Here is a 20,064-nt window from a genome sequence, read left to right as displayed (position 1 = left end):
ACACTTCTTCTTGTTATACTTACTTTGACAATGTCTCTGGGTCTGTTTTCACAGACTGCAGTTAAAAAGACGGACAAAGGCTGGCACTTGTTGGTAGATGGACAACCATTTGATGTGAAGGGAGCTACTTTTGGTTATGAAAATGATGTTGAAAATTACGATACTTATTTTAAAGATTTGCAGTTTCTAGGAGTGAATACAATTAGAACCTGGGCTACTGGAAAAAACGCAAAGAAACTTTTGGATGCTGCGCATGCACATGGAATCAAAGTAATGATGGGTATATGGATGCGCCACGGAAGACCAGGTATGGAAGATGACGACAGTTTTAATTATCTGGAAGATGAAGATGGTAAAAAAGCAATGTATGCCAATGCAATTTCCGTAGTAAAACAATATAAAGATCATCCAGCAGTATTAACGTGGGGAATTGGAAATGAAGTGTATCTAAATATGACTACCAATCCTGAGAAGGAAGCCTATTCAAAATTGTTAGAAAGAATCTGTAGTGAGATCAAAAAAATAGACGCAAATCATCCTATCACTTCTGTAGAAGCATGGACCTTTGGACTGGAGTGGTGGCAGAAATATGTACCCTCGCTCGATATTTATGGATTGAATAGTTATGGACCTGGAGCGGGTTACCTGCAAGCTGAATTAGATAAAAAAAATATTGACAAACCTTATATTCTTACAGAGTTTGGTGTAACTGGAGAATGGGATATCAAGCAAGAAAAAAATGGCGTAAAAGTGGAGCCTTCTGATCAACAAAAATATAATGCAATTGCTAAGGGGTATCAAAATTGGATCAAGAATAAACCTTCGTGTTTAGGAGTTTATGTTTTCCACTATAGTTCAGGAAATGATTTTGCTTCTCCATGGTTATTGATGCGTCACAGAGATATGAATAGGCCGCAGTATTGGGCTACTCGAGAAGCGTATACAGGAAAGAAGCCAGTAAATAATGTTCCGGTCATTAAAAAATTTGAATTATCTACATCTGAGGCGAAAAGTAAGACTTGGATTTCTGTTTCTTTGGAAGTCAATGATTCCGAAAATGATAACTTCGAAGTGTCTTTTTATTACAACCAGCGAACAGGAAGTAGAAAACGAAGAAATCAAGTATTACCACTAGCATTTAACGGAAATTATAAAGATGGATTTAAAATACAATTGCCTCAAGAAGATGGGCCAGTAAAGGTGTATGTCAATGTAAAAGATAGTTACAATAATGTGGGAATAGCCTCCACAGGAATTATCGTAAAAGACAAAAAAGCTAAGAAAAAGAAATACCTAGTCCCAAAAGCAACGCTCCCATTTTATATCTATAAAGAGAACAAGGATTTACCCTATGCTGCTTCTGGATATATGGGTAATTATAAAAAATTGTCCGTAGATCTAGATTATAAGGATGATGTGCATTCAGGAAAGACCTCCATCAAGATCGGTTATCCAGAAAGAGGAGGGTGGTATGGAATAGCCTTTCAGGATCCAGCAAATGACTGGGGAAGTATTTTAGGAGGTTATAATATTGAAGGTGCGAAAACCTTTAGTTTTTGGGCAAAAGCTAATGCATGGAATGTGAAAGCAACGGTTGGATTTGGCTTGATAGACCAAGACAAGCCATTTCCTGATACGGCTAAAAAATCGATTCCCATTGTCATTGATAAAGCATGGAAGAAATATACTATCAAAATAAAAAGAGAGGACCTTAGTTGTATCAGATCTGGATTTGTCCTTTTTTCAAACGGTAATGGTACTCCACACGAGATCTATATAGATGATATTGTTTTTGAATAGACGAGTTTAGTCAGTCGCTTCAATTTGACGTAACGCATTCATTTTCTCGATCAAATCTCCCTGGATTGCCACAACTGCTGGTTTTGGAATAGTATCTGCGTCAAAGGGCCATTTACTAGTAGGTTCGTTCAAAGCTCGAGTTAGTTCTCCAGGATGTTGGACACTTAAAAACAATGTTTTTCCATCCGGAGAAAACCAGGGGCCTGTTAACTCTGCATCACGCGGAGCTGAAGCTACCTGAACAACTTTACCAGCATCTTTACCATATCTGGGAATGACGAATAGCCCATTATTTTTAAAAGGTATATATGGCTCTTTATTTATAGACCATCCCGATATGTCTGAGGTCATCCAAAGATTTCCTGACAGATCGAAAGCCAAGTTATCGGGGCAGGAAAAACCATTTTCTTCACCGCCTGCTTTATAAGTGGATGCTCTAAAAGTTAAAGAGTCAAATTTTCCATCTGTTTCCTCAATTTTTAAAATCGATCCATGATAATCTTGTTTTCCTTTGTTATTTGTTAGTGTAATAAAGATGTTTCCACTAATAGGATCTATTTCAATATCTTCAGGTCTATTAAGTGGGGTAGCTCCTAGTAACTTTGAAGCTTCACGTGCTCGAGTTAAAACTTCCGTTTGATCTTTAAATTTTTGTTTTAATACAGGTTGTGTTTCCCAATCCAGCGCAAGCCATTCCCCATTGATCGTATCTGCTACATACAATATACCTTCTTTAAAAGAGCCAGGCTTTGATGATACAAATTTATAAATGTGCTCATTTACTTTATCATCACCCGTATATGCTACTACTCGTTTATCCTCCATTTCATATACAGTACAGCATTCATGTGCGAACCTGCCTAATGCAACATGTTTTTGAGCTTCGCCGCTTTTCGGATCTATTTCAACAACCCATCCGTAATGCTCAGGCGGGTAGTCGTAAAATCGTTCCCAGCCAAGCCAACTCGGAACTTTCTTGGGAACATTATTTTCATCATAAACCGTTTCTCCAAATAGGTTATCGTAATTCTCCTCACAAGAAAGAAAAGTATTCCATGGAGTAATTCCTCCAGAACAATTACTATTGGTTCCCATAGCAAGAGAAGCACCTTTTATTGGGGAGTCCCAATTAAATTTTATCGGTGTCTGACCTGTAACACGCCTGTTGTGTTTATCATTTTCAACAATTTTCCACTTACCATTTTCCTCTTTGATTCGAACAATACTACCTCCAACATTATACATTTCTTTATCTACCTGCTCAATAGTTCTATGCTCCAAAGGGTTTTCGTAATCTCTAAAATGAAACCCTGAAACGAATAATGTACTGGCATACTCATGGTTTACCCATAGTAAACCATCCTTAGGGTTCTCTTTATCAAATGGGATAAAACAGGTAAAGTCATTATTAAATCCAAAGTAATCTTTTTCAGAAATTTTATCTCCCCATTTAGTAATGACGTGATAGTCAAGTCCAGTTGCCAAGAGAAGGTCGTCCTTGTCAGAAGGATCAATACCCTTTAATATGAAGTTTTTTAACCTTTTTAAATCCTCGGAAGAAATGTTTTTGAACGTTGTTGATGGGCTTGTAGTATTCCCACAGCTCATTAAAAATGGAGGAATAATTGCAGCTCCAATACTGGCTTTCCCTAGAAAGGAAATAAATTTTCTTCGGTTGTAATGCATTTTTGGTTTTTAAAGTTATGACTAATTGGTCAAGTATATATTGTTTTAATGTTAAGAAAGACAACTTGGACAAGTTCCTTGCAAAAGGACATCTGCAGAATCAATTTGACGATCAGAAATCGTTGGAATTGAAATATCAATAGATAGACATTCAATAGTCCCGCAATCGTTGCATTGGAAATGAGGATGCACATCTGAGTGTTCATGAGACGTACACTCAGTACATTTTGCATACCATGTTAAGCCATCTTTATCCAAGAAAGAATGCACAACCCCTTCTTGCTCTAACCGATCTAAGATTCGGTATACCGTAGTTTTGTTCATGCTAGCCTTTAAATTTTCAATCAAATGGACCACGGATAAAGCACTTTTACTTTGGTTAAAGACATTAAGTAATAGTCCAACAGATTTTGTTTTTCTTATGATTCCCATAGCAACAAATTTAATGCAACTTGCTTGCAACAGCAAATTTATTTAATATATTTGCAACTCAGTTGCATTTAATATAGATGAGATGATCAATAAACTATCAACAAATTCAGATCCTATTGGAGCAATGGCAAGCAGCTTGTGCCTATTACATTGCCTTGCCACACCGTTAATCTTTATAATTCAACCTTTAGCTGCTGAGGATGCAGCACCTGGCTGGTGGAAAAGCTTAGACTATATATTTCTGTTCGTATCATTTTTTGCAGTGGTTTGGTCTGTACAGAACACCTCAAAAAACTGGATGCGATATGCCCTTTGGATTTCCTGGATTGCTCTTACTGTGGCACTAATAAATGAGAAGTTAGAATTATTTTCTTTAACAGAGTTTTCAATTTACATCCCTGCGATAGCCCTTGTTTTTTTGCATTTCTATAACAGAAAATATTGCCAATGCGCTGATGAGGAATGTTGTGTAAATGTAAAGGAAAACGAACATTTATAAGAAATGAGTTTTTTGGGTTATTGAACCCTAAACCTTAGAGGCCATAGACCTTCTCTTTTTTAGCAGTTCAACTATTAGAAAACCGTAGACAATTACATACTCCAGTCCAACAAACCACAAATTTTCCTTCCAGGGTTCATTCGCATAAGCTTGATAGCTCAAGATCATAACAACACTCCATACTAATGGAAATCTATATTTTGTAAATACAGATAACAATAATAAGGTTGCTAAATACCATGGATGCATGGTCGTCGTCGTAAAATAATAAAATGACAGTCCAAATAACAGCGCCGTGATTAGCTGTTGTGGTGTTTTGTTCTTTCTAAAGAAGGTAATGATAGTCAAAAATGTAATAGTGAGTATAGGCATGATTTTACCTATAATAGCAATTTCATTCCACCCTCTAAATAAATACCCAATCTCTCTGGCTATAAAATAGATACTAGCATTGAACTCAAAGTTTCGGAACCATAAACCTACTGAGTTTGAGTAGCTACTAATGAGGTCTGGAGAAACAAAAGGTAGAAACAGCACAATATTTAGAGCAATAACGATAGCCGCAAAAGAAACAAATTTGAACACTCCTTGTAAAAGAAGAGTTCTCGACTCTGCTTTACCAGATAACATGTTGTCACCTCGAGAGGAGTCGAGAGGTCTCTCTGTATGATTGTTATATGACTTTGACGTAAACCACTGTAAAAACAAGGGTAAAAATAACAGCGGGATCAATTTTACGGATACAGACAGACCTAATATAATTGCAGCCCAAACCCACCTTCCAATAAGGAGCAGATATATACTCCATACTAAGAAAAATAGCATGACAGCTTCAAAATGAAGATTACCAGTTAACTCGATGATAATAAATGGGTTCAGAGCGTATAGAAAGATATGATGAATGGGTAATTGTAACTTCTCCAGTATTTTCTTTCCAAAATAAATAATTCCGATATCCGCCAAAATAATTTGAAGGCGTAATACAACAGCTGCGCCTAAGATGCTCTTGCCTGAAAACAAGGCAGCAAGGAAAAAATTTAACTGATTAATAGGAGGGTAGTTCGTATAATGACTCCCATTTAAAGGCCCCATTCCGTTGTACAAATCGATTGCTTGTGGAATAGGAAAGTTTCGTTCATTAATAAATGTTTCTGGTAAAGAAATATAAGGATTGAAACCCTCAAGTAGCATTCTACCATCCCATATAAAACGATAAAAATCCTGAGACAAATTTGGAACGGCAAACAGAAAAACCAATCTAAAGAGAATGGCTATTCCAACCAAAAAAGGGAAGTTTACATGTTCTTTCTTTATGAAATATAAAAAGGGAATAAATAAGCCAAGGTATAAAGATATGAGTTGTGTAAAATTGGTTCTGTCTAAATTGTATGCAAATAAAAAATAGAGCCCAATGCTGATAACGACAACCAAAATGGACTTATTTTTCTGGGACAATATCATTAGGCTTTAGAAAATATCGATTTACAAAAAACATAGCCGAAACCAATGAATAACATCAGGTGAAAAGGAAACAATCCAAAATCTCCACCTTGATCACCTACTACAAAGGCACTATACATACCAAAGCCAAAGTATAACGTTAATAACCCTTCAATGATCACATTAATAGATGGTTTTTTACGAATATATTTGTTGTTTTTCCAAGTATCCTGTAGTGATTTTATGTTGAATTTAGGCGTTCTGACAAATTCACTCTTTTTACCAAAATGACCCTCAATAACTGCAATGGTATTATGGAGGGAGAATCCCATGGCGATAGAGAAAAAAGTAAAGAATGTTCCTATGTATCGTATAAAATTCTTGAAGCCTCCACCATAACTTCTTTTAAACATAAACCAATAACAAATAAAGAAGATAATAGTACTAATCACAAAAAAGCTCATCATATAAAAATAAGATTTTAAGTGTGCATACTCATTCTTAATATACAGCATTGGAATACTTAGGACTGCCACCAAAAAGATCATTAAAAACATAGAACTATTCAATAAGTGTAACAAACTATGCACTTTGGTCTTTACTGAGACATTTTTAGAAGTAATAACACGTCTTGCCATTTTTTGAAAATTCTCTGCACCACCCTTATTCCATCTAAATTGTTGAGACCTTGCAGCACTTATTATCACTGGCAATTCTGCAGGAGTCTTTACGTTTTCCAGGTATTTGAACTTCCAGTTCTTTAATTGTGCACGATAACTTAGGTCCAGATCTTCGGTAAGGGTATCACCTTCCCAATTCCCTGCATCGATAATACATTCTTTTCGCCATATTCCGGCAGTTCCGTTAAAATTTATAAAATGCCCTTTGCTATTTCTTCCTACTTGCTCTAGTGTAAAATGAGCATCCAAGGCAAAAGCTTGAATTTTAGTAAGCGTAGAATAATTTCTATTAATATGCCCCCAACGTGTTTGTACAACACCAACTTCAGGGTTCTTAAAATACGGAACTGTTCGTAATAGCCAATCCGATTCTGGTAAAAAATCAGCATCAAAAATAGCAACATACTGACCTTTAGCAATAGCCAAACCTTCTTTAAGAGCTCCTGCTTTGAACCCTTGACGATTTGTTCTTCGGATATGTTGAATGTCCAGTCCGGTTTGTTTAATTTTTTCGATCTGAGTAGCAGTAGTTTTAACGGATTCATCAGTCGAATCATCTAAAACTTGAATTTCTAACTTCTCTCTTGGATATTCTAACTTAGCAATATTGTCTAACAAACGCTCCATGACATACATCTCATTGTATACAGGAAGTTGTATCGTCACAAAAGGAATTTCTTCCTCATTTTCGAAATTAAATTTTGGGCAAGTATCTTCTTTACGTTGCGCACTAACATAATTAAAAAGCAAGTTTAACTGTGCTAACGCATACATAAAGATTAAAATGAGCGCCACAGAATAAACTGTTATTATTGCATATTCTAGTACCATTATTTAAAACTATATTTAAATATCCAACCTAAGATCTTGATACCCGCAAAGATAGAGCCTTTTACAGTGCCTGAAACTTTAGAAACACCAATTCTATTTCTATACTTTACCGGAATTTCTACATAAGATAGCTTCTGTTTTAGTGCTTTTAATTGCATTTCAACTGTCCATCCATATGTTTTGTCCTCCATGTTAAGGTCTAACAATTTGTTATACTTTATGGCTCTAAATGGTCCAAGGTCTGTAAACTTCGCACCAAAAAACAGCTTCATCAAAAAAGTAGCCAACCAGTTTCCAAAAACCTGTTGAGGCGTCATAGAGCCCGGCGCTCTCAGAGCCTTTACCCTAGCACCAATAACAAGATCTACATCGTTTTTTATTATAGGATCAATGATCTCTATTAATTGTTCTGGGTAATCAGAGTAATCGCCATCCAAAAACACGATGATATCTGGTAATTCTTTCTGTTGCGCCACATAGTCCATTCCTTTTAAGCAGGCATAACCATAGCCTTTTCTTGATTCTTTGAGTACAGTAGCTCCTGCTTTTGTAGCATTTTCTTCAGTATTGTCAGTTGAATTATTACTAACGACAATAACTTCCTTCACGATATCTGGAATATCGTTTACAACGTTGGTTATGGAATCTTCCTCATTATATGCAGGAATGATTACCTTAATATTTTGTTTTATCATTTTAAATCCGACAGTTTATTCTCTTTTCTAAAAGAAGAAAAATCTGTCCATTCCTTGATTTTTTTTCCGTTTTGGTATTTTGAAGCTTTGATCAATTTTTGCTTTTCATAGATCAGGCAATACCCATTTTTTTGATCGTTCTTTAACTGGCATTTATGGTTAATATGTCCCATACTATCAAAATACAACCACCACCTATGCTGTTTGCCATTTTTAAAATGCCCTTCCTTTTCTTTAGAAGAATCTTGGCGGTAAAAATACCAATATTTACTGGCAACACCCTTTTTAAAATGCCCTTCTTTTTGTTTAACTCCGTTTGGGTGATAGAATGTCCAATAGCCACTTTTTTCAGAACCTTCTAGCCATCCTTGCGCTTTTAAAGTACCATCTTCGAAATATACTTTCTGATATTTTTTTTGACAAAACCCCTCTGCATATATGAGAAGAAAACCGATCGTGAAAAGAGAAAGTAAACGCATTATTTTTTATTTACTAATTCCATTAAATTCACATCATTTCCTAATAAAATGTCAGTCGGATTGATTCTTCCAGCTTCTGGCCCATTTTCCAATTTTAACACTCCTCTTGGACATACAGCAGAACAGATTCCACATCCTACACAACTAGAGCGAATAATATTTTCTCCTTTTTGAGCATAAGCTCTTACATCAATTCCTTGTTCACAATAGGTAGAACAATTTCCGCAAGAGATACATTGACCACCATTAGTGGTAATTCTAAATCTTGATTTAAAGCGCTGTACCAATCCTAAATATGCTGCAAGCGGACATCCAAAACGACACCATACCCTGTTCCCGAAAATAGGATAGAATCCTGTGCCAATAACACCCGCAAACCATGCTCCAATCAAGAAACTATAGGTATCCTTGATCCACTGTGACTTAATGCCTAAAAGGGTATCTGTACCTGTAAAATATGCATAGAGTGTAACCACGGTCATCACCAAAGAAAACAGTAAAACGGAATGAATTAACCATCGTTCTAATTTCCAAGCTTTCATTGATTTATCTGAATGTTGTCTATACGGATCCCCCAATGTTTCAGCCAATCCTCCACAACCACAAACCCAGGAACAATACCATCTTTTTCCAAAAAAGTAAACCATTACTGGAACAATGATCAAGGTTAAAACAATTCCCCAAACCAAAATAAATAGGCCGATGCTTCCACTTTTACTCAAACTTTCAAGGTTCCATTCAAAAAAGAAATCATAATCTAAAGGAAATGCATTTTTAAAATCGTACCCAGGCATGTTTAGACTGGTCATGATCTCAGGAATCAAGAACGCAAAGACAATTTGAAAAAACAATACAGAAGTTGTACGAATAATCTGGTATTTATTATGCCTGTATTTAATATACATTCTAGTTGCCATAACAACCATAATTGTACAATAGAGAAAACCATATACAAACCATTGACTCGCTTCTCCACCATTTAGTGATGTGCTAATAGGGTCTAAAATATAAGTCCAGTTCACCACATAATCAGCCATAAAATAAAGGACCAAATAAAATGCAACAAGGTAAACAAGAACTAGCCATGCAATCCAACCTCGATTGGTACTTGATTCCAAATAAATCCCATTGTTCTTTATTCCAGGTCCCCCGAGCAAAACATAATTTGGTAAGATAAACAACAGAGCTCCTAGTATACCGAGTCCAAAGGTAAGCCACCAAATCGTACCACTATTTTCTCGAACATAGCCATTTCCAGCTTTTTTCGCTAACTCATAACTCAAGGTATGCGGTTTACCATAAATTTTATATTGATATTGTTTCCCTTTTTCATCCCAATTCTTTTCTGCATCGTACTTTGCTATTAATGCGTCGTAATGATCATTGGATGCTTGATAAGCATTTCGAACACGGCTAGAGAATTCGAAAATACTCAATGATTCTTCTGTTACAACTGCTTTAGCAAGTTCATCTTTGATTACTTCACTTTTATATCCTTTTTCAGATACGAAAGTATCTAACTCCGCCGAAGTCAAATTAAAAGAACCTGTAAAAAGAGTTCCAGTAAAAATGGATAATCCGATTAAAAATATGATTAATCCTATTTGTTTTATTGCTTTCATATTTTTTATGCTCTTGTGAAGATTCGTTTCCAACTTTTCTTTCTTACCTGAATAGTTGTGCCATTTTCCTTGTTGAATTGTGCGACAATGTTTTTTTCATATAATCTATAAAACTCAGGATCAAAATTGGCATCTGCTAAATATTCTAGGACATGATCCACATCTCTTTCTTCGGTAAGCCAACGATCAAAAATTTCGTGTCGCATTCGAATTCCGAAAGTGTTGATCCCCAAGAATTGATTTGTTTCTTTATGGTAGGCTATGGTGATACATTTAGTACCATCAGCATGTTTCCAGTGAAAGTGCTTTTCATAATCTGGCTTATTTCTATCGGAAAAAACCCAGCCGTAGGTTTGATATTCAATATCAATAAACTTAGCCGAGTTAAACCAATGTCCAGGTTTATATTCAATTTTATTTCCGCAAATGGTTTGGGCAACTGTTTCTCCCATCATACGTCCGGTATACCAAACTGCTTCTATAGGCCTTCTGTTTCCAATCGCCTCATGTTGCTCTGCGCAATCGCCAATAGCGTAAATATCTTTTTCGCTTGTTTCCAAAAAACGATTGACTAATACTCCTCGATTTGTTTCGATGGTCGAGTTTTTAATAAATTCAATATTTGGAGATACTCCAGCGGTTAATCCAACAACATCACATTCGATTTCCTCATCAGTTTCTGCAATGACTACAGATTTTACACGCCCGTTTTCATCAGATTTGATCTCTTTAAGGTTTACGCCCAATCGAAGATCTATGTGGTTTTCCTTAATGTGTTCATTAATCATTTCGCTTTCACCTGAAGGTAAAACCCCATTCCAAAAGCTCGTTTCTCGAACTAGAAAAGTAACAGGAATGTTTCTTGAATGTAGCATTTCTGCCAATTCAATTCCAATCAATCCTCCACCCACAATGACAGCGCGTTTACATGCTTTATTGTCTGGAGCATACAGTTCTAAATTTTCCAGATCTTGTTTGTGGTACATGCCCATAACACCTTTAAGATCTTGCCCAGGCCAACCAAATTTGTTCGGCTTAGACCCTGTGGCGATGATCAATTTATCGTAGCTCATGGAACTTCCATCTGCAAATTGTAACAGCTTTTTAGCAGCATCTATTTCCTGAACATATGCTTTTTTAAGGTTGATTCTATTTTTCTTCCAGAACCAAGATTCATAAGGTTGAGTATGTTCAAATTTCAGATGTCCCATGTAAACATACATGAGTGCTGTGCGCGAAAAGAAAAAGTCTGTTTCGGCGGATATAATGGTAATTTGTTTGTCGGAGTTTTTGCGAATGTGCCTAGCCGCAGTTACTCCTGAAATCCCATTTCCAATGATGACAATGTGCTCCATAGTTGTTAGATTGTTGACATATCTGTCGAAGTTACTTAAAAAAACTTAACAAGAGTTTTTAAATTTATTTGCTTGTAAGTAATGAAAAATGCCCTCGACCTATTGACCAATAAAAAGATGAAACAAATTTTTACAAGCATGAAAAAATTACTTTTAGCGACATTATGTTTATTTTCAATAACATTATTTGCACAAGAGGAAACAGAAGAAACGACAAAGTCAAATATTCAGACGTATACGCCATCGAAACTGTTGAAAAAGGGGCAATGGGATATTAAATGGTTTAATAATTTTTATACAGAAACCGAAGATACATTCACAAGTGGAAAACAACCAAGGTCGAATTTCTATACATCGACATTTGAAATTTTTACAGGTGTTTCTGAAAATTCTAGAGTAAATATCGGAGTGGTTTTTAACGTAAAATCTACTACGGAAAGTTCACTTACCTCTAATGAAGGCTGGTTTTCAACCCTCTCTTTAGGGAATGAGACAGGAGTGTCGAGATCAGGATTAACGTCTATAGCGCCTAGTATTAGCTTCCAACCTTTTAAGAATGTTGGGAACTTCTCTATCAGAAGTTCGATCATTATTCCTTTGGTGAGTAATGAGAAAGAGAATGGGGTTTTCCTGGATAAGAAAAGTTGGATATGGGAGAACAAGTTTTTCTACGATTATACTTTTGAAAGTGGAAAATGGCAAATTTTTACTGAGTTAGATACACAGCTGCACTTTGGAGAATCTTATTCAGAAGATTCAAATGGAACTTCGACTGGTGGTTTTGCGAATAACAGTTTAGGACTTCCTATCAGCGCTTTCTTGAGTTATTTTCCCTCTAGTAAGTTTACCATATTTGGGCAGACACAACAGTATTTTTTAATTGATTTAGGTAATAATTTCAGCCAGGAATATACACAACTAGGAATAGGTGCAAAATACCAATTAACAACTGCGTTAAACATTGAGACATCCTATACAAATTTTGTTAGAGGTACAGACACTGGGCTTGGACAAACTTTTAACGTAGGTTTAAGAGCGTTATTCTAAAAGGTTTAGAAAAAAGGAATTATTTTAGGTGCATAGTATGAAGGATTTAAAACGTCTCATTATATGCACCTATTTTTTTATGGTGATGTTACCATGTCTTGCCCAAAAGATCAATGGTGTTAGTTTTGTAGCTTCTGGAGATAGCATTTCACAGGCGCATACTCAACCTGTTAAAAGATTAAATGCTAATTATGCGGCCCTAATGCCATTTGGTTTTATTAGGGAGTTATCTTCACCTGAAATACGCTTCAATGTCAAAAGGCAATGGTTTGGAGAGCGAGAAGAAGGGATAAAACAGTATGCTAAAGAATTACGTAAAAAGGGGATTAGAATCATGTTAAAGCCTCAGATATGGGTGTGGCACGGTCAATATACAGGACATATCACCATGAATTCAGAGACCAACTGGAAGAAATTAGAGAACACCTACACCGATTTTATTTTAATGTATGCCAAGACGGCACAAGAGATCAAAATTCCTATCTTTTGTATTGGAACTGAATTGGAAAAATTTATACAAAATCGACCTGCGTATTGGAAAGAGCTTATCAAAAAGATTAGAAAAATTTATTCTGGTAAATTAACATATGCAGCCAATTGGGATGAATTTAAACGAGTACCATTTTGGGGACAGTTAGATTATATAGGCGTTGACGCGTATTTCCCGTTAAGCGAACAAAAAACACCAACGGTAGCAGATTTTGAGAAGGGGTGGACTGCCCATAAGAAGGAGATCAAAAGAGTACAAAATCAATTTAAGAAACCTGTGTTATTTACTGAGTTTGGTTACCGAAGTGTCAATTTTACGGGAAAAGAACCTTGGGATTCAAAACGAGTTCAAGCATCTGTCAATTTAGAAGCACAGAAAAACGGCTTACAGGCACTATATAATCAGTTTTGGAATGAATCCTGGTTTGCAGGTGGTTTTGTTTGGAAATGGTTTCATCGTCATGATCGTGTAGGAGGAAATAATAACAACCGCTTTACGCCACAAAATAAACCTGCCGAAAAATTAATCACAAAATTATACGGGCAATAGTTAACCATTAAATTCTCAAATAAAAAGTTCTTAAAGCATGATAAATGTTAGGAAAATTGAGAAGAGTTAGTTTTAATTTTGACTATAAATTAAACACTAATATACATGAAAACAATTATTGTTCCCATCGATTTTTCGGACCATTCAGAGTATGCGTTAAAAACTGCTTCGTTCATAGCTAAAAAACAAGACGCGCAAATATTGGCTGTGCATATGCTAGATATTCAATCGGATCACTTCAATGAAAGTTCTAGCTATATTCAAGAAAAAACGGCTTTTTTATTACAACTAGCGAAGAAAAGATTTCATGCTTTTCTGAAGAAAGATTATTTGAAAGATCTCAAAGTGACTCCATTGGTTAAGCACTTTAAAGTATTCAGTGAGATAAATGACTTGGCAAAAGAAGAAAATGCAGATCTGATCATCATGGGGTCTCATGGAGCTTCTGGGTTAAAAGAGCTCTTCATAGGATCCAATACCGAGAAAGTAATTCGTTTTTCAGAAATACCAGTTATGGTGATCAAGAAAGATTTGAAAGATTTTGATTTTGAAAACGTGGTATATGCAACTGATTTTTCACTTGAATCTATTGATGCATATGTGAGAATAAAAAGTATTACAGAAGGTTTTAAAGGAAAGATACATGTGGTATATGTAAACACGCCATATGAAAATTTCAAAACAACGCCTGAGATGGAGAAAATGGCGGCTGATTTTTTTGGTATAGCCGATGGTAACATAGAAAATTTGAAGAGTACAACCTTTGTGTCTGATAGATCTGTAGAAAAAGGGATTTTAAGTTTTTCAAATTCCGTTGGAGCTGACTTAATAGCGATGAGCACTCATGCAAGAAAGGGATTGTCTCATTTTTTTAAGGGTAGTTTATCTGAAGATGTGGCAAATCATGCTAGTCTACCAATTTTGACGGTGAAAATTTAAGGTAAGTATTTTGTGATATTCTCGACTGAGTTTAAAACATTTGCTTGGTCTATATGAGAGTTCGACTGCTATTTCTTATTGTCATTATAAGTTTTGTGTCTTGTCAAGATGATGAACAAATTGAGGAATTACAAAATTTACAAGCTTATATTGATGTGAATTCTCAGAATCCATTGGATGAGGTAATCGCTTGTGCTGCCAGTAACTCTGATGATCCTGCGATTTCATATGTTTTTTACTATCCGGTTATCGGAGCTACGGATATTCGATATTATGAAAGCGAGATACTAAATATAGATCCTAACGATCTTTCACTTTATAAAAGAAAGGAACTAACTAAAGAATCTGTTTTCGGAGGTAAACTAGAGCGATTTGTAAGAGGTGGCTTAGAAGAAGCTTGGTGTGTGGTTACGTTTAAGTTACAAGGAACGTTGCATATCTCGAACCCCATCCGGTTAAAGAATAGTACAAAACCTTCAGAATGGATAAATACAGTAGCTATTGATCTTTCTCAATCGGGCTCACCAAAATTCTCATGGAATGATGGAACGATTGCAGAAAATGCTATTTATTTTCAGGTAATCACCAATGCACAGGATGATTTCCTGTCTGGTACATATACCTATGAAAAATGCTTTCAGTATAGAAATATGGCAAATGTAGTTTTGAATATTAATACGATGACTCCTCCTGATTTAGAGGTTGGGCAAGATTATAATTTTGTGCTAATGGGTGTAAGTGAAGATAATTGGGTAAATTTGGTTGTTCAAAATACATTTACAGCTCAGTAGCAATGAAGTTTAAATTCCTGTTCTTTCTCACGATGTTATTTGTAATGACATCCGTTTTTTCTCAAGAAAAAAAGGTCTACGATGTTAAAATAAAGGGCGCTAATAAGACAAAGATTTCTTTTATTAAAAAAATCTTAACCACTAAAAATGGGCGAACTTTAGATTCCTTGGTGTTAGATGAAGATATTGTTCGACTTAAGAGATTGCCGGCCATTTCGCATGCGTACTATCAGGTTTTTTACTCTCATGATGAGTTGTATAACGTGTTCATCTACTTGGAAGAGAATAAAACAGTGATTCCACTAGTGAATTTTTGGACATCTACAAATCAGCAGTTTTCTTACAAACTGGGACTGTTTGATTATAATTTCTTGGGAAGAAATATTGCTTTTGGAGGGTTTTATCAAAATAATGGGTTTGATACATATGCACTAAATTTTGGAGCTCCAAATTTATTCTCTAAACGGTTTGGGTTAGCGTTTAATTATCAGGATTGGAAAAGTGAAGAGCCTCTGTATTTTAACAATTTGTCAGCAAATTATATGTACAACAATATTTCCTATGAGGTATTGGGATTGTATGAAGTGAATTTTAAAAATACCTTAAATTTTGGGTTAAATTTCTTTAGTGAAAAGTATAAATATTTAAGTGGAGCAACAGATCCTTCGGTGCCTCAAAATTTGGATTTAGATAAGATATTGTTGAAACTGGTGTATATGTATGATAACCTAGACTATTACTATCAATATGTAGATGGATTTAAAAGCATTTTATACACGCAATACGTAACCTCAAATAATAATTTTCAGGATAAATTCTTTATTGCCTGGAATGATTTCTTTTACTATAAGAGAGTCGGAGATCGAGGTAATTGGGCAAATCGATTACGTATGGGACTATCTTCTAACCAAGAAACACCTTTCGCTCCCTTTGCCTTGGATAATAATGTAAACTTAAGAGGTGTAGGGATTTTGGTAGATAGAGGTACAGGTAGTGTGGTGTTGAATTCTGAATATAGATACACGCTTATAGAAAAGAATTGGTTTGTGTTGCAAGGAAATGCTTTTATAGATGCAGGCACCTGGAGAACGCCAGGAGGAAAGTTGAATGACTTTTTTCAAAGTGAGAACATTCGTATTTTCTCGGGTGTGGGTTTACGATTCATTCATAAGAAGATTTACAATGCCATTTTTAGGATTGATTATGGATATGGTATTACCAGAAACGAATCGAAGGGAATTGTCTTCGGAATAGGACAGTATTTTTAAACGATGTATGAAAAGACTACTTACTATATCATTACTGTCATTTTTCGTTGCCTGCTCTACGAATCCGCAAAAGGAAAAAGGAATTAAAGAAATCGCACGAGAGATCATGGTTGCTTCAAAAAATTGTGCATTAATAACAGTTGATTCATCAGGGGTTGCCAATGCTCGTGCCATGGATCCTTTTTTACCTGAAGAAGATTTTACAGTTTGGATGGCAACGAACCCCAAGAGTAAAAAAGTTCAGGACATTTTAAATAACCCTAAAGTGACATTGTATTATTTTGATAAGAATGATCCCGGTTATGTTACAATTCAAGGGAATGCTACTTTGATAAATGATGCTGATAAAAAAGAAAAATTCTGGAAAGAAGAATGGAAAAACTTTTATAAAGACAGAAAAACAGATTACCTACTAATAAAAGTTATTCCACGAAAACTTAATGTAATCAGTGAACGACATAGAATATTAGGCGACTCTATTACTTGGCGAGCACCCGAAATCAATTTCAACACCAACTAAAATTCTTCTTGTCTTTTTCAAGTTTCTTAACAACACCCGCCACCATCATAATGGAAAGTAGATTCAGAAAAGTAAATATCATCTCTTCCTAAATCTTGTAAAGCGGCTGCCGTTTTATCACAAATAGCAAGCGGTTGATTCTTTAGCAAGATATGCCCCAAGCCATCATCAAAATATTCTTCGTCGCCATAATAGATGGCTGCTTTTCCAGTAAATACACAAGGTCCATCTGTTGGCATCGGATCTTTAATCGCTGCTACCTCAATAGATTCGATATAGATCAGTTCATCTGTATCATAGTTTTTAGGATCCAGAATTCTATAAGGCTTACGAGCTCTAATCTCAATAGTTCCGAAACCAGCATCAGTGAGCATCTTTACATATTCATCAATAGGCAAACTTCCGCTGAGACATAAAGCTCTTAGACGCTCGTCATTACGTAAATTGTCATTCATGGGTTGCTCACAAGTAGGATCGCTCATTACTAATCTACCATGTGGTTTTAAAACACGATACATTTCCGCAATTGCCTTTTTAAGATCCTCCGCTTTAAAAATATTGAACAAGCAATTTTGAGCTGCCACATCTATGGAGTTGTCTTCAACAGGAAGATGTAAAGCATCTCCTTTTTTAAGATCTACGAATTCACTTTTAAACCAATCATTTTGTATTTCTGCTTCGATGAAATTTTTTCGAGACGCATCTAACATTTCATCAACCACATCAATTCCGATCACACCATTTTCTTGACGAGAGAAGTATGAGAATTGTAATAATTCCATACCACCGCCAACACCTACATATAGTATTTTTGGATTATTGGTAAGATCACGTGCATGCACAGTACTTCCGCAACCATAGTTCATCTCCTGCATGATTCGTGGGATCTTTAATCCAGGTAATTCCCAAATGGGATTTGTAGTACAACATAATCCAACATCAGGGATCAATGCAGCTTCTTTATATACATCGTGTGTCGTCTCTAAATAGCTCATTCGTTTTTTATAATTCTTTTAGTAGTTCTTTAAAAAGTGTGATCATTTTTGGTTCCGTTTTTCCTGCTATAGCAATGATATCTTCAATGTCTACTGGTTGTAGATTTTTAGGATCGCATTCGTCGGTCAAAACAGAAACGGCTAAACATTGCAAACCTATTTGATTTGCTGTAATGATCTCTGGAACAGTACTCATCCCAACCGCATCAACTTCAAGAATTTGAAGCATTCTGTACTCAGCTCTTGTCTCCAGTTGAGGGCCTACCACACTTGCATATATGCCCTCATGTAGTTGTATGTCGTTTTGTTTGGCAATAGCTTTCATTCTCGCATTTAAATCTTTATCATACGGTGCAAGCATATCTACGAAGATATTCCCAAATTCATTTGCTCCTTTAAAAGCAAGTGGCGATCCACCTTGAAGGTTCAAGTGATCATCCAATAACATAAGATCTCCCTTTTTGTAAGATAAGTTAATAGCTCCTGCAGCATTAGAAACTAACAATGTCGAAATTCCCAAACCATGCATAGTACGAATACCATAGGTTACTTCCCAGAAGTTATAGCCTTCATAAAAATGAAAACGACCAGACATAACCAATACTTTTTTTCCTGAAAGCTCACCATAAACGAGCTTTCCCGAATGAAACTCTACCGTTGCTACTGGGAAATTAGGGATATCTGTATATGGGATTTCTTTTTCAATGGTTACTTCCTGAATCAATTGTCCAAGACCTGTACCTAAAACAATACCTATTTCAGGGTTATCTATTCCGTTAGATTTTAAATAATCTACGGTTTCTTGGAGTTGTTGCTTTTTCATACTTAGTTAGTTGTTGAGTTAATGTGTTTAACGATATCCTGAATGTTCTTATTCTTTTTATAAAAATCAGATTGAATAAGGTCTTCAAAAGTATCAATATCGTTTTGAGATTCAAGTAAGGATACGGACGTCTTTTGTTCGGATAATTCCTGTAAAGTTACATCTAATAATGTAGATTGACTCCAAGGTTTATTTTCAAAAATTGAAGTGTTCATTTGTGATAGCCCTATTAGGTAATAACCCCCATCTTGTGCTGGACCAAAAACGACATCACTTTTGTCTAGCGCTTTAAAACCAGACTCAATGACCTCTTCTGTAATATTAGGAAGATCTGATCCGATAAGGACAACGTTGTCATAGTTTTGATCAAAACCTTGTTGAAATGCATTTTTCATGCGTTCCCCAAGATCTTCACCTTCCTGAACAAATTTTTCGCCACCTTCCCAGCCGGAAGTGATGATCACATCAGAAAAATAAATGTGCCTATCTGTAGTTACTTTACCAGATTCTTTTTCAGTGATAGAATACAACTGATAATAAATATTAAAGGCTCCTACATCTCCAATGGTTTTAGCAAGTCTTGTTTTTACCTTACCAAGTATAATATTCTTTACAAAAACGATTAATAAATTCTTACTCATAGATCTTCTTGCCTTTTTTTAGCCATTGGCTCCAATACGTGTTGCATACATGTACATTTTCCGTTTCATTATTCTTAACGTCCAAAACACGATATCCTTTATTTTTCCATTCGAAAATACCACCAAATAAATTCAGAACCTTCGTATATCCTGCTTTTTTCAATTTTTCTGCAATATCCTCAGATCTAACTCCCAGAGTGCAATACACTACAATGCGCGCGTTTTTATCGGGCAACATTTTTTTTACTTTTTTCAAGTCAAAGTACTGATACCCTACATAAACTGAGTTCGGTAGATGACTGACACTAAATTCCCTTTTTTCTCTGGCATCTAAAATGATTACATTCGATAGTTTTTGTAAACTATCCACTTGGATATATGGGATCGTCTCAGAATTATACTTTTTAAGTACATCACTTATTTTTTCTTGTGAGAATACAGATGTTGAAGTCAAAAAAAGAATAAAAAGAAACGTTCTCATA

20 protein-coding genes are annotated in these 20,064 nt (G+C 35.5%); 8 read left to right on the top strand and 12 right to left on the bottom strand.

Annotation, left to right across the window (positions count from 1 at the left end; all coding sequences use genetic code 11):
- Positions 1–30 precede the first annotated feature (30 nt).
- Complete coding sequence (locus tag RQM59_RS00470; RefSeq protein ID WP_349240091.1) at positions 31–1,800, top strand: glycoside hydrolase family 2 TIM barrel-domain containing protein; 1,770 nt, start codon at positions 31–33, stop codon at positions 1,798–1,800.
- Positions 1,801–1,806: 6 nt separating this feature from the next.
- Here the strand turns inward: RQM59_RS00470 and RQM59_RS00465 are convergent, their stop codons facing one another.
- Positions 1,807–3,486: a PhoX family protein gene (locus tag RQM59_RS00465; RefSeq protein WP_349240090.1), complete on the bottom strand. Its 1,680-nt coding sequence runs from the start codon at positions 3,484–3,486 to the stop codon at positions 1,807–1,809.
- Between the two features lie 51 nt (positions 3,487–3,537).
- A complete protein-coding gene (locus RQM59_RS00460; RefSeq protein ID WP_349240089.1) occupies positions 3,538–3,918 on the bottom strand; it encodes a Fur family transcriptional regulator in 381 nt (126 codons plus the stop codon).
- Positions 3,919–4,000: 82 nt separating this feature from the next.
- Between RQM59_RS00460 and RQM59_RS00455 the strand changes: the two genes are divergently transcribed.
- Positions 4,001–4,417 (top strand): MerC domain-containing protein, encoded by a 417-nt coding sequence (locus tag RQM59_RS00455; RefSeq protein WP_349240088.1) that lies wholly within the window; start codon positions 4,001–4,003, stop codon positions 4,415–4,417.
- Between the two features lie 27 nt (positions 4,418–4,444).
- On the opposite strand, the gene RQM59_RS00450 is transcribed toward RQM59_RS00455, so the two are convergent.
- The 6 genes from RQM59_RS00450 to RQM59_RS00425 are packed head-to-tail and all read right to left on the bottom strand — an operon-like array spanning position 4,445 to position 11,519.
- Positions 4,445–5,878 (bottom strand): MptA/MptB family glycosyltransferase, encoded by a 1,434-nt coding sequence (locus tag RQM59_RS00450; protein ID WP_349240087.1) that lies wholly within the window; start codon positions 5,876–5,878, stop codon positions 4,445–4,447.
- Positions 5,878–7,368 carry a cellulose synthase family protein gene (locus tag RQM59_RS00445; protein WP_349240086.1) on the bottom strand — a complete coding sequence of 497 codons (1,491 nt, stop codon included), beginning with the start codon at positions 7,366–7,368 and terminating at the stop codon, positions 5,878–5,880. The genes RQM59_RS00450 and RQM59_RS00445 overlap by 1 nt, the downstream gene beginning before the upstream one ends.
- Positions 7,368–8,063 (bottom strand): glycosyltransferase family 2 protein, encoded by a 696-nt coding sequence (locus RQM59_RS00440; RefSeq protein WP_349240085.1) that lies wholly within the window; start codon positions 8,061–8,063, stop codon positions 7,368–7,370. Before RQM59_RS00440 ends, RQM59_RS00445 begins: the two co-directional genes overlap by 1 nt.
- Entirely contained in the window at positions 8,060–8,542 is a 483-nt protein-coding gene (locus RQM59_RS00435; protein WP_349240084.1) for a toxin-antitoxin system YwqK family antitoxin, read from the bottom strand. Before RQM59_RS00435 ends, RQM59_RS00440 begins: the two co-directional genes overlap by 4 nt.
- Positions 8,542–10,164, bottom strand: a complete 1,623-nt coding sequence (locus RQM59_RS00430; protein WP_349240083.1) for a 4Fe-4S binding protein — start codon at positions 10,162–10,164, stop codon at positions 8,542–8,544. The genes RQM59_RS00435 and RQM59_RS00430 overlap by 1 nt, the downstream gene beginning before the upstream one ends.
- Positions 10,165–10,169: 5 nt before the next feature.
- Positions 10,170–11,519 (bottom strand): NAD(P)/FAD-dependent oxidoreductase, encoded by a 1,350-nt coding sequence (locus RQM59_RS00425; protein ID WP_349240082.1) that lies wholly within the window; start codon positions 11,517–11,519, stop codon positions 10,170–10,172.
- Positions 11,520–11,657: 138 nt separating this feature from the next.
- Between RQM59_RS00425 and RQM59_RS00420 the strand changes: the two genes are divergently transcribed.
- The 6 genes from RQM59_RS00420 to RQM59_RS00395 all read left to right on the top strand — a co-directional run bounded on the left by RQM59_RS00420 (position 11,658) and on the right by RQM59_RS00395 (position 17,123).
- Positions 11,658–12,566: a hypothetical protein gene (locus RQM59_RS00420; protein ID WP_349240081.1), complete on the top strand. Its 909-nt coding sequence runs from the start codon at positions 11,658–11,660 to the stop codon at positions 12,564–12,566.
- 37 nt (positions 12,567–12,603) lie between these two features.
- Positions 12,604–13,605: a glycoside hydrolase family 113 gene (locus RQM59_RS00415; RefSeq protein ID WP_432208127.1), complete on the top strand. Its 1,002-nt coding sequence runs from the start codon at positions 12,604–12,606 to the stop codon at positions 13,603–13,605.
- A 105-nt stretch (positions 13,606–13,710) separates the two neighbouring features.
- Entirely contained in the window at positions 13,711–14,544 is an 834-nt protein-coding gene (locus tag RQM59_RS00410; protein WP_349240080.1) for a universal stress protein, read from the top strand.
- Positions 14,545–14,597: 53 nt separating this feature from the next.
- Positions 14,598–15,335 (top strand): hypothetical protein, encoded by a 738-nt coding sequence (locus tag RQM59_RS00405; RefSeq protein WP_349240079.1) that lies wholly within the window; start codon positions 14,598–14,600, stop codon positions 15,333–15,335.
- A 2-nt stretch (positions 15,336–15,337) separates the two neighbouring features.
- Complete coding sequence (locus tag RQM59_RS00400; protein ID WP_349240078.1) at positions 15,338–16,603, top strand: BamA/TamA family outer membrane protein; 1,266 nt, start codon at positions 15,338–15,340, stop codon at positions 16,601–16,603.
- Positions 16,604–16,610: 7 nt separating this feature from the next.
- The gene (locus RQM59_RS00395; RefSeq protein ID WP_349240077.1) at positions 16,611–17,123 is read left to right on the top strand and encodes a pyridoxamine 5'-phosphate oxidase family protein; all 513 of its coding nucleotides are present in this window, start codon (positions 16,611–16,613) and stop codon (positions 17,121–17,123) included.
- Positions 17,124–17,149: 26 nt separating this feature from the next.
- Here the strand turns inward: RQM59_RS00395 and arsM are convergent, their stop codons facing one another.
- The 4 genes from arsM to RQM59_RS00375 are packed head-to-tail and all read right to left on the bottom strand — an operon-like array spanning position 17,150 to position 20,063.
- The gene (gene arsM / locus RQM59_RS00390) at positions 17,150–18,118 is read right to left on the bottom strand and encodes an arsenosugar biosynthesis arsenite methyltransferase ArsM (protein ID WP_349240076.1); all 969 of its coding nucleotides are present in this window, start codon (positions 18,116–18,118) and stop codon (positions 17,150–17,152) included.
- A gap of 7 nt (positions 18,119–18,125) precedes the next feature.
- Positions 18,126–18,941, bottom strand: coding sequence for a purine-nucleoside phosphorylase (locus tag RQM59_RS00385; protein WP_349240075.1), 816 nt, complete (start codon positions 18,939–18,941; stop codon positions 18,126–18,128).
- 2 nt (positions 18,942–18,943) lie between these two features.
- The gene (locus RQM59_RS00380) at positions 18,944–19,582 is read right to left on the bottom strand and encodes a TIGR04282 family arsenosugar biosynthesis glycosyltransferase (protein ID WP_349240074.1); all 639 of its coding nucleotides are present in this window, start codon (positions 19,580–19,582) and stop codon (positions 18,944–18,946) included.
- Complete coding sequence (locus RQM59_RS00375; RefSeq protein ID WP_349240073.1) at positions 19,575–20,063, bottom strand: rhodanese-like domain-containing protein; 489 nt, start codon at positions 20,061–20,063, stop codon at positions 19,575–19,577. Before RQM59_RS00375 ends, RQM59_RS00380 begins: the two co-directional genes overlap by 8 nt.
- Position 20,064 lies beyond the last annotated feature (1 nt).

The organism is Asprobacillus argus (assembly GCF_032248395.1).
Taxonomy (GTDB): Bacteria; Bacteroidota; Bacteroidia; order Flavobacteriales; family Flavobacteriaceae; genus Polaribacter; species Polaribacter argus.
This window is presented reverse-complemented; position numbering and strand designations above follow the sequence as displayed.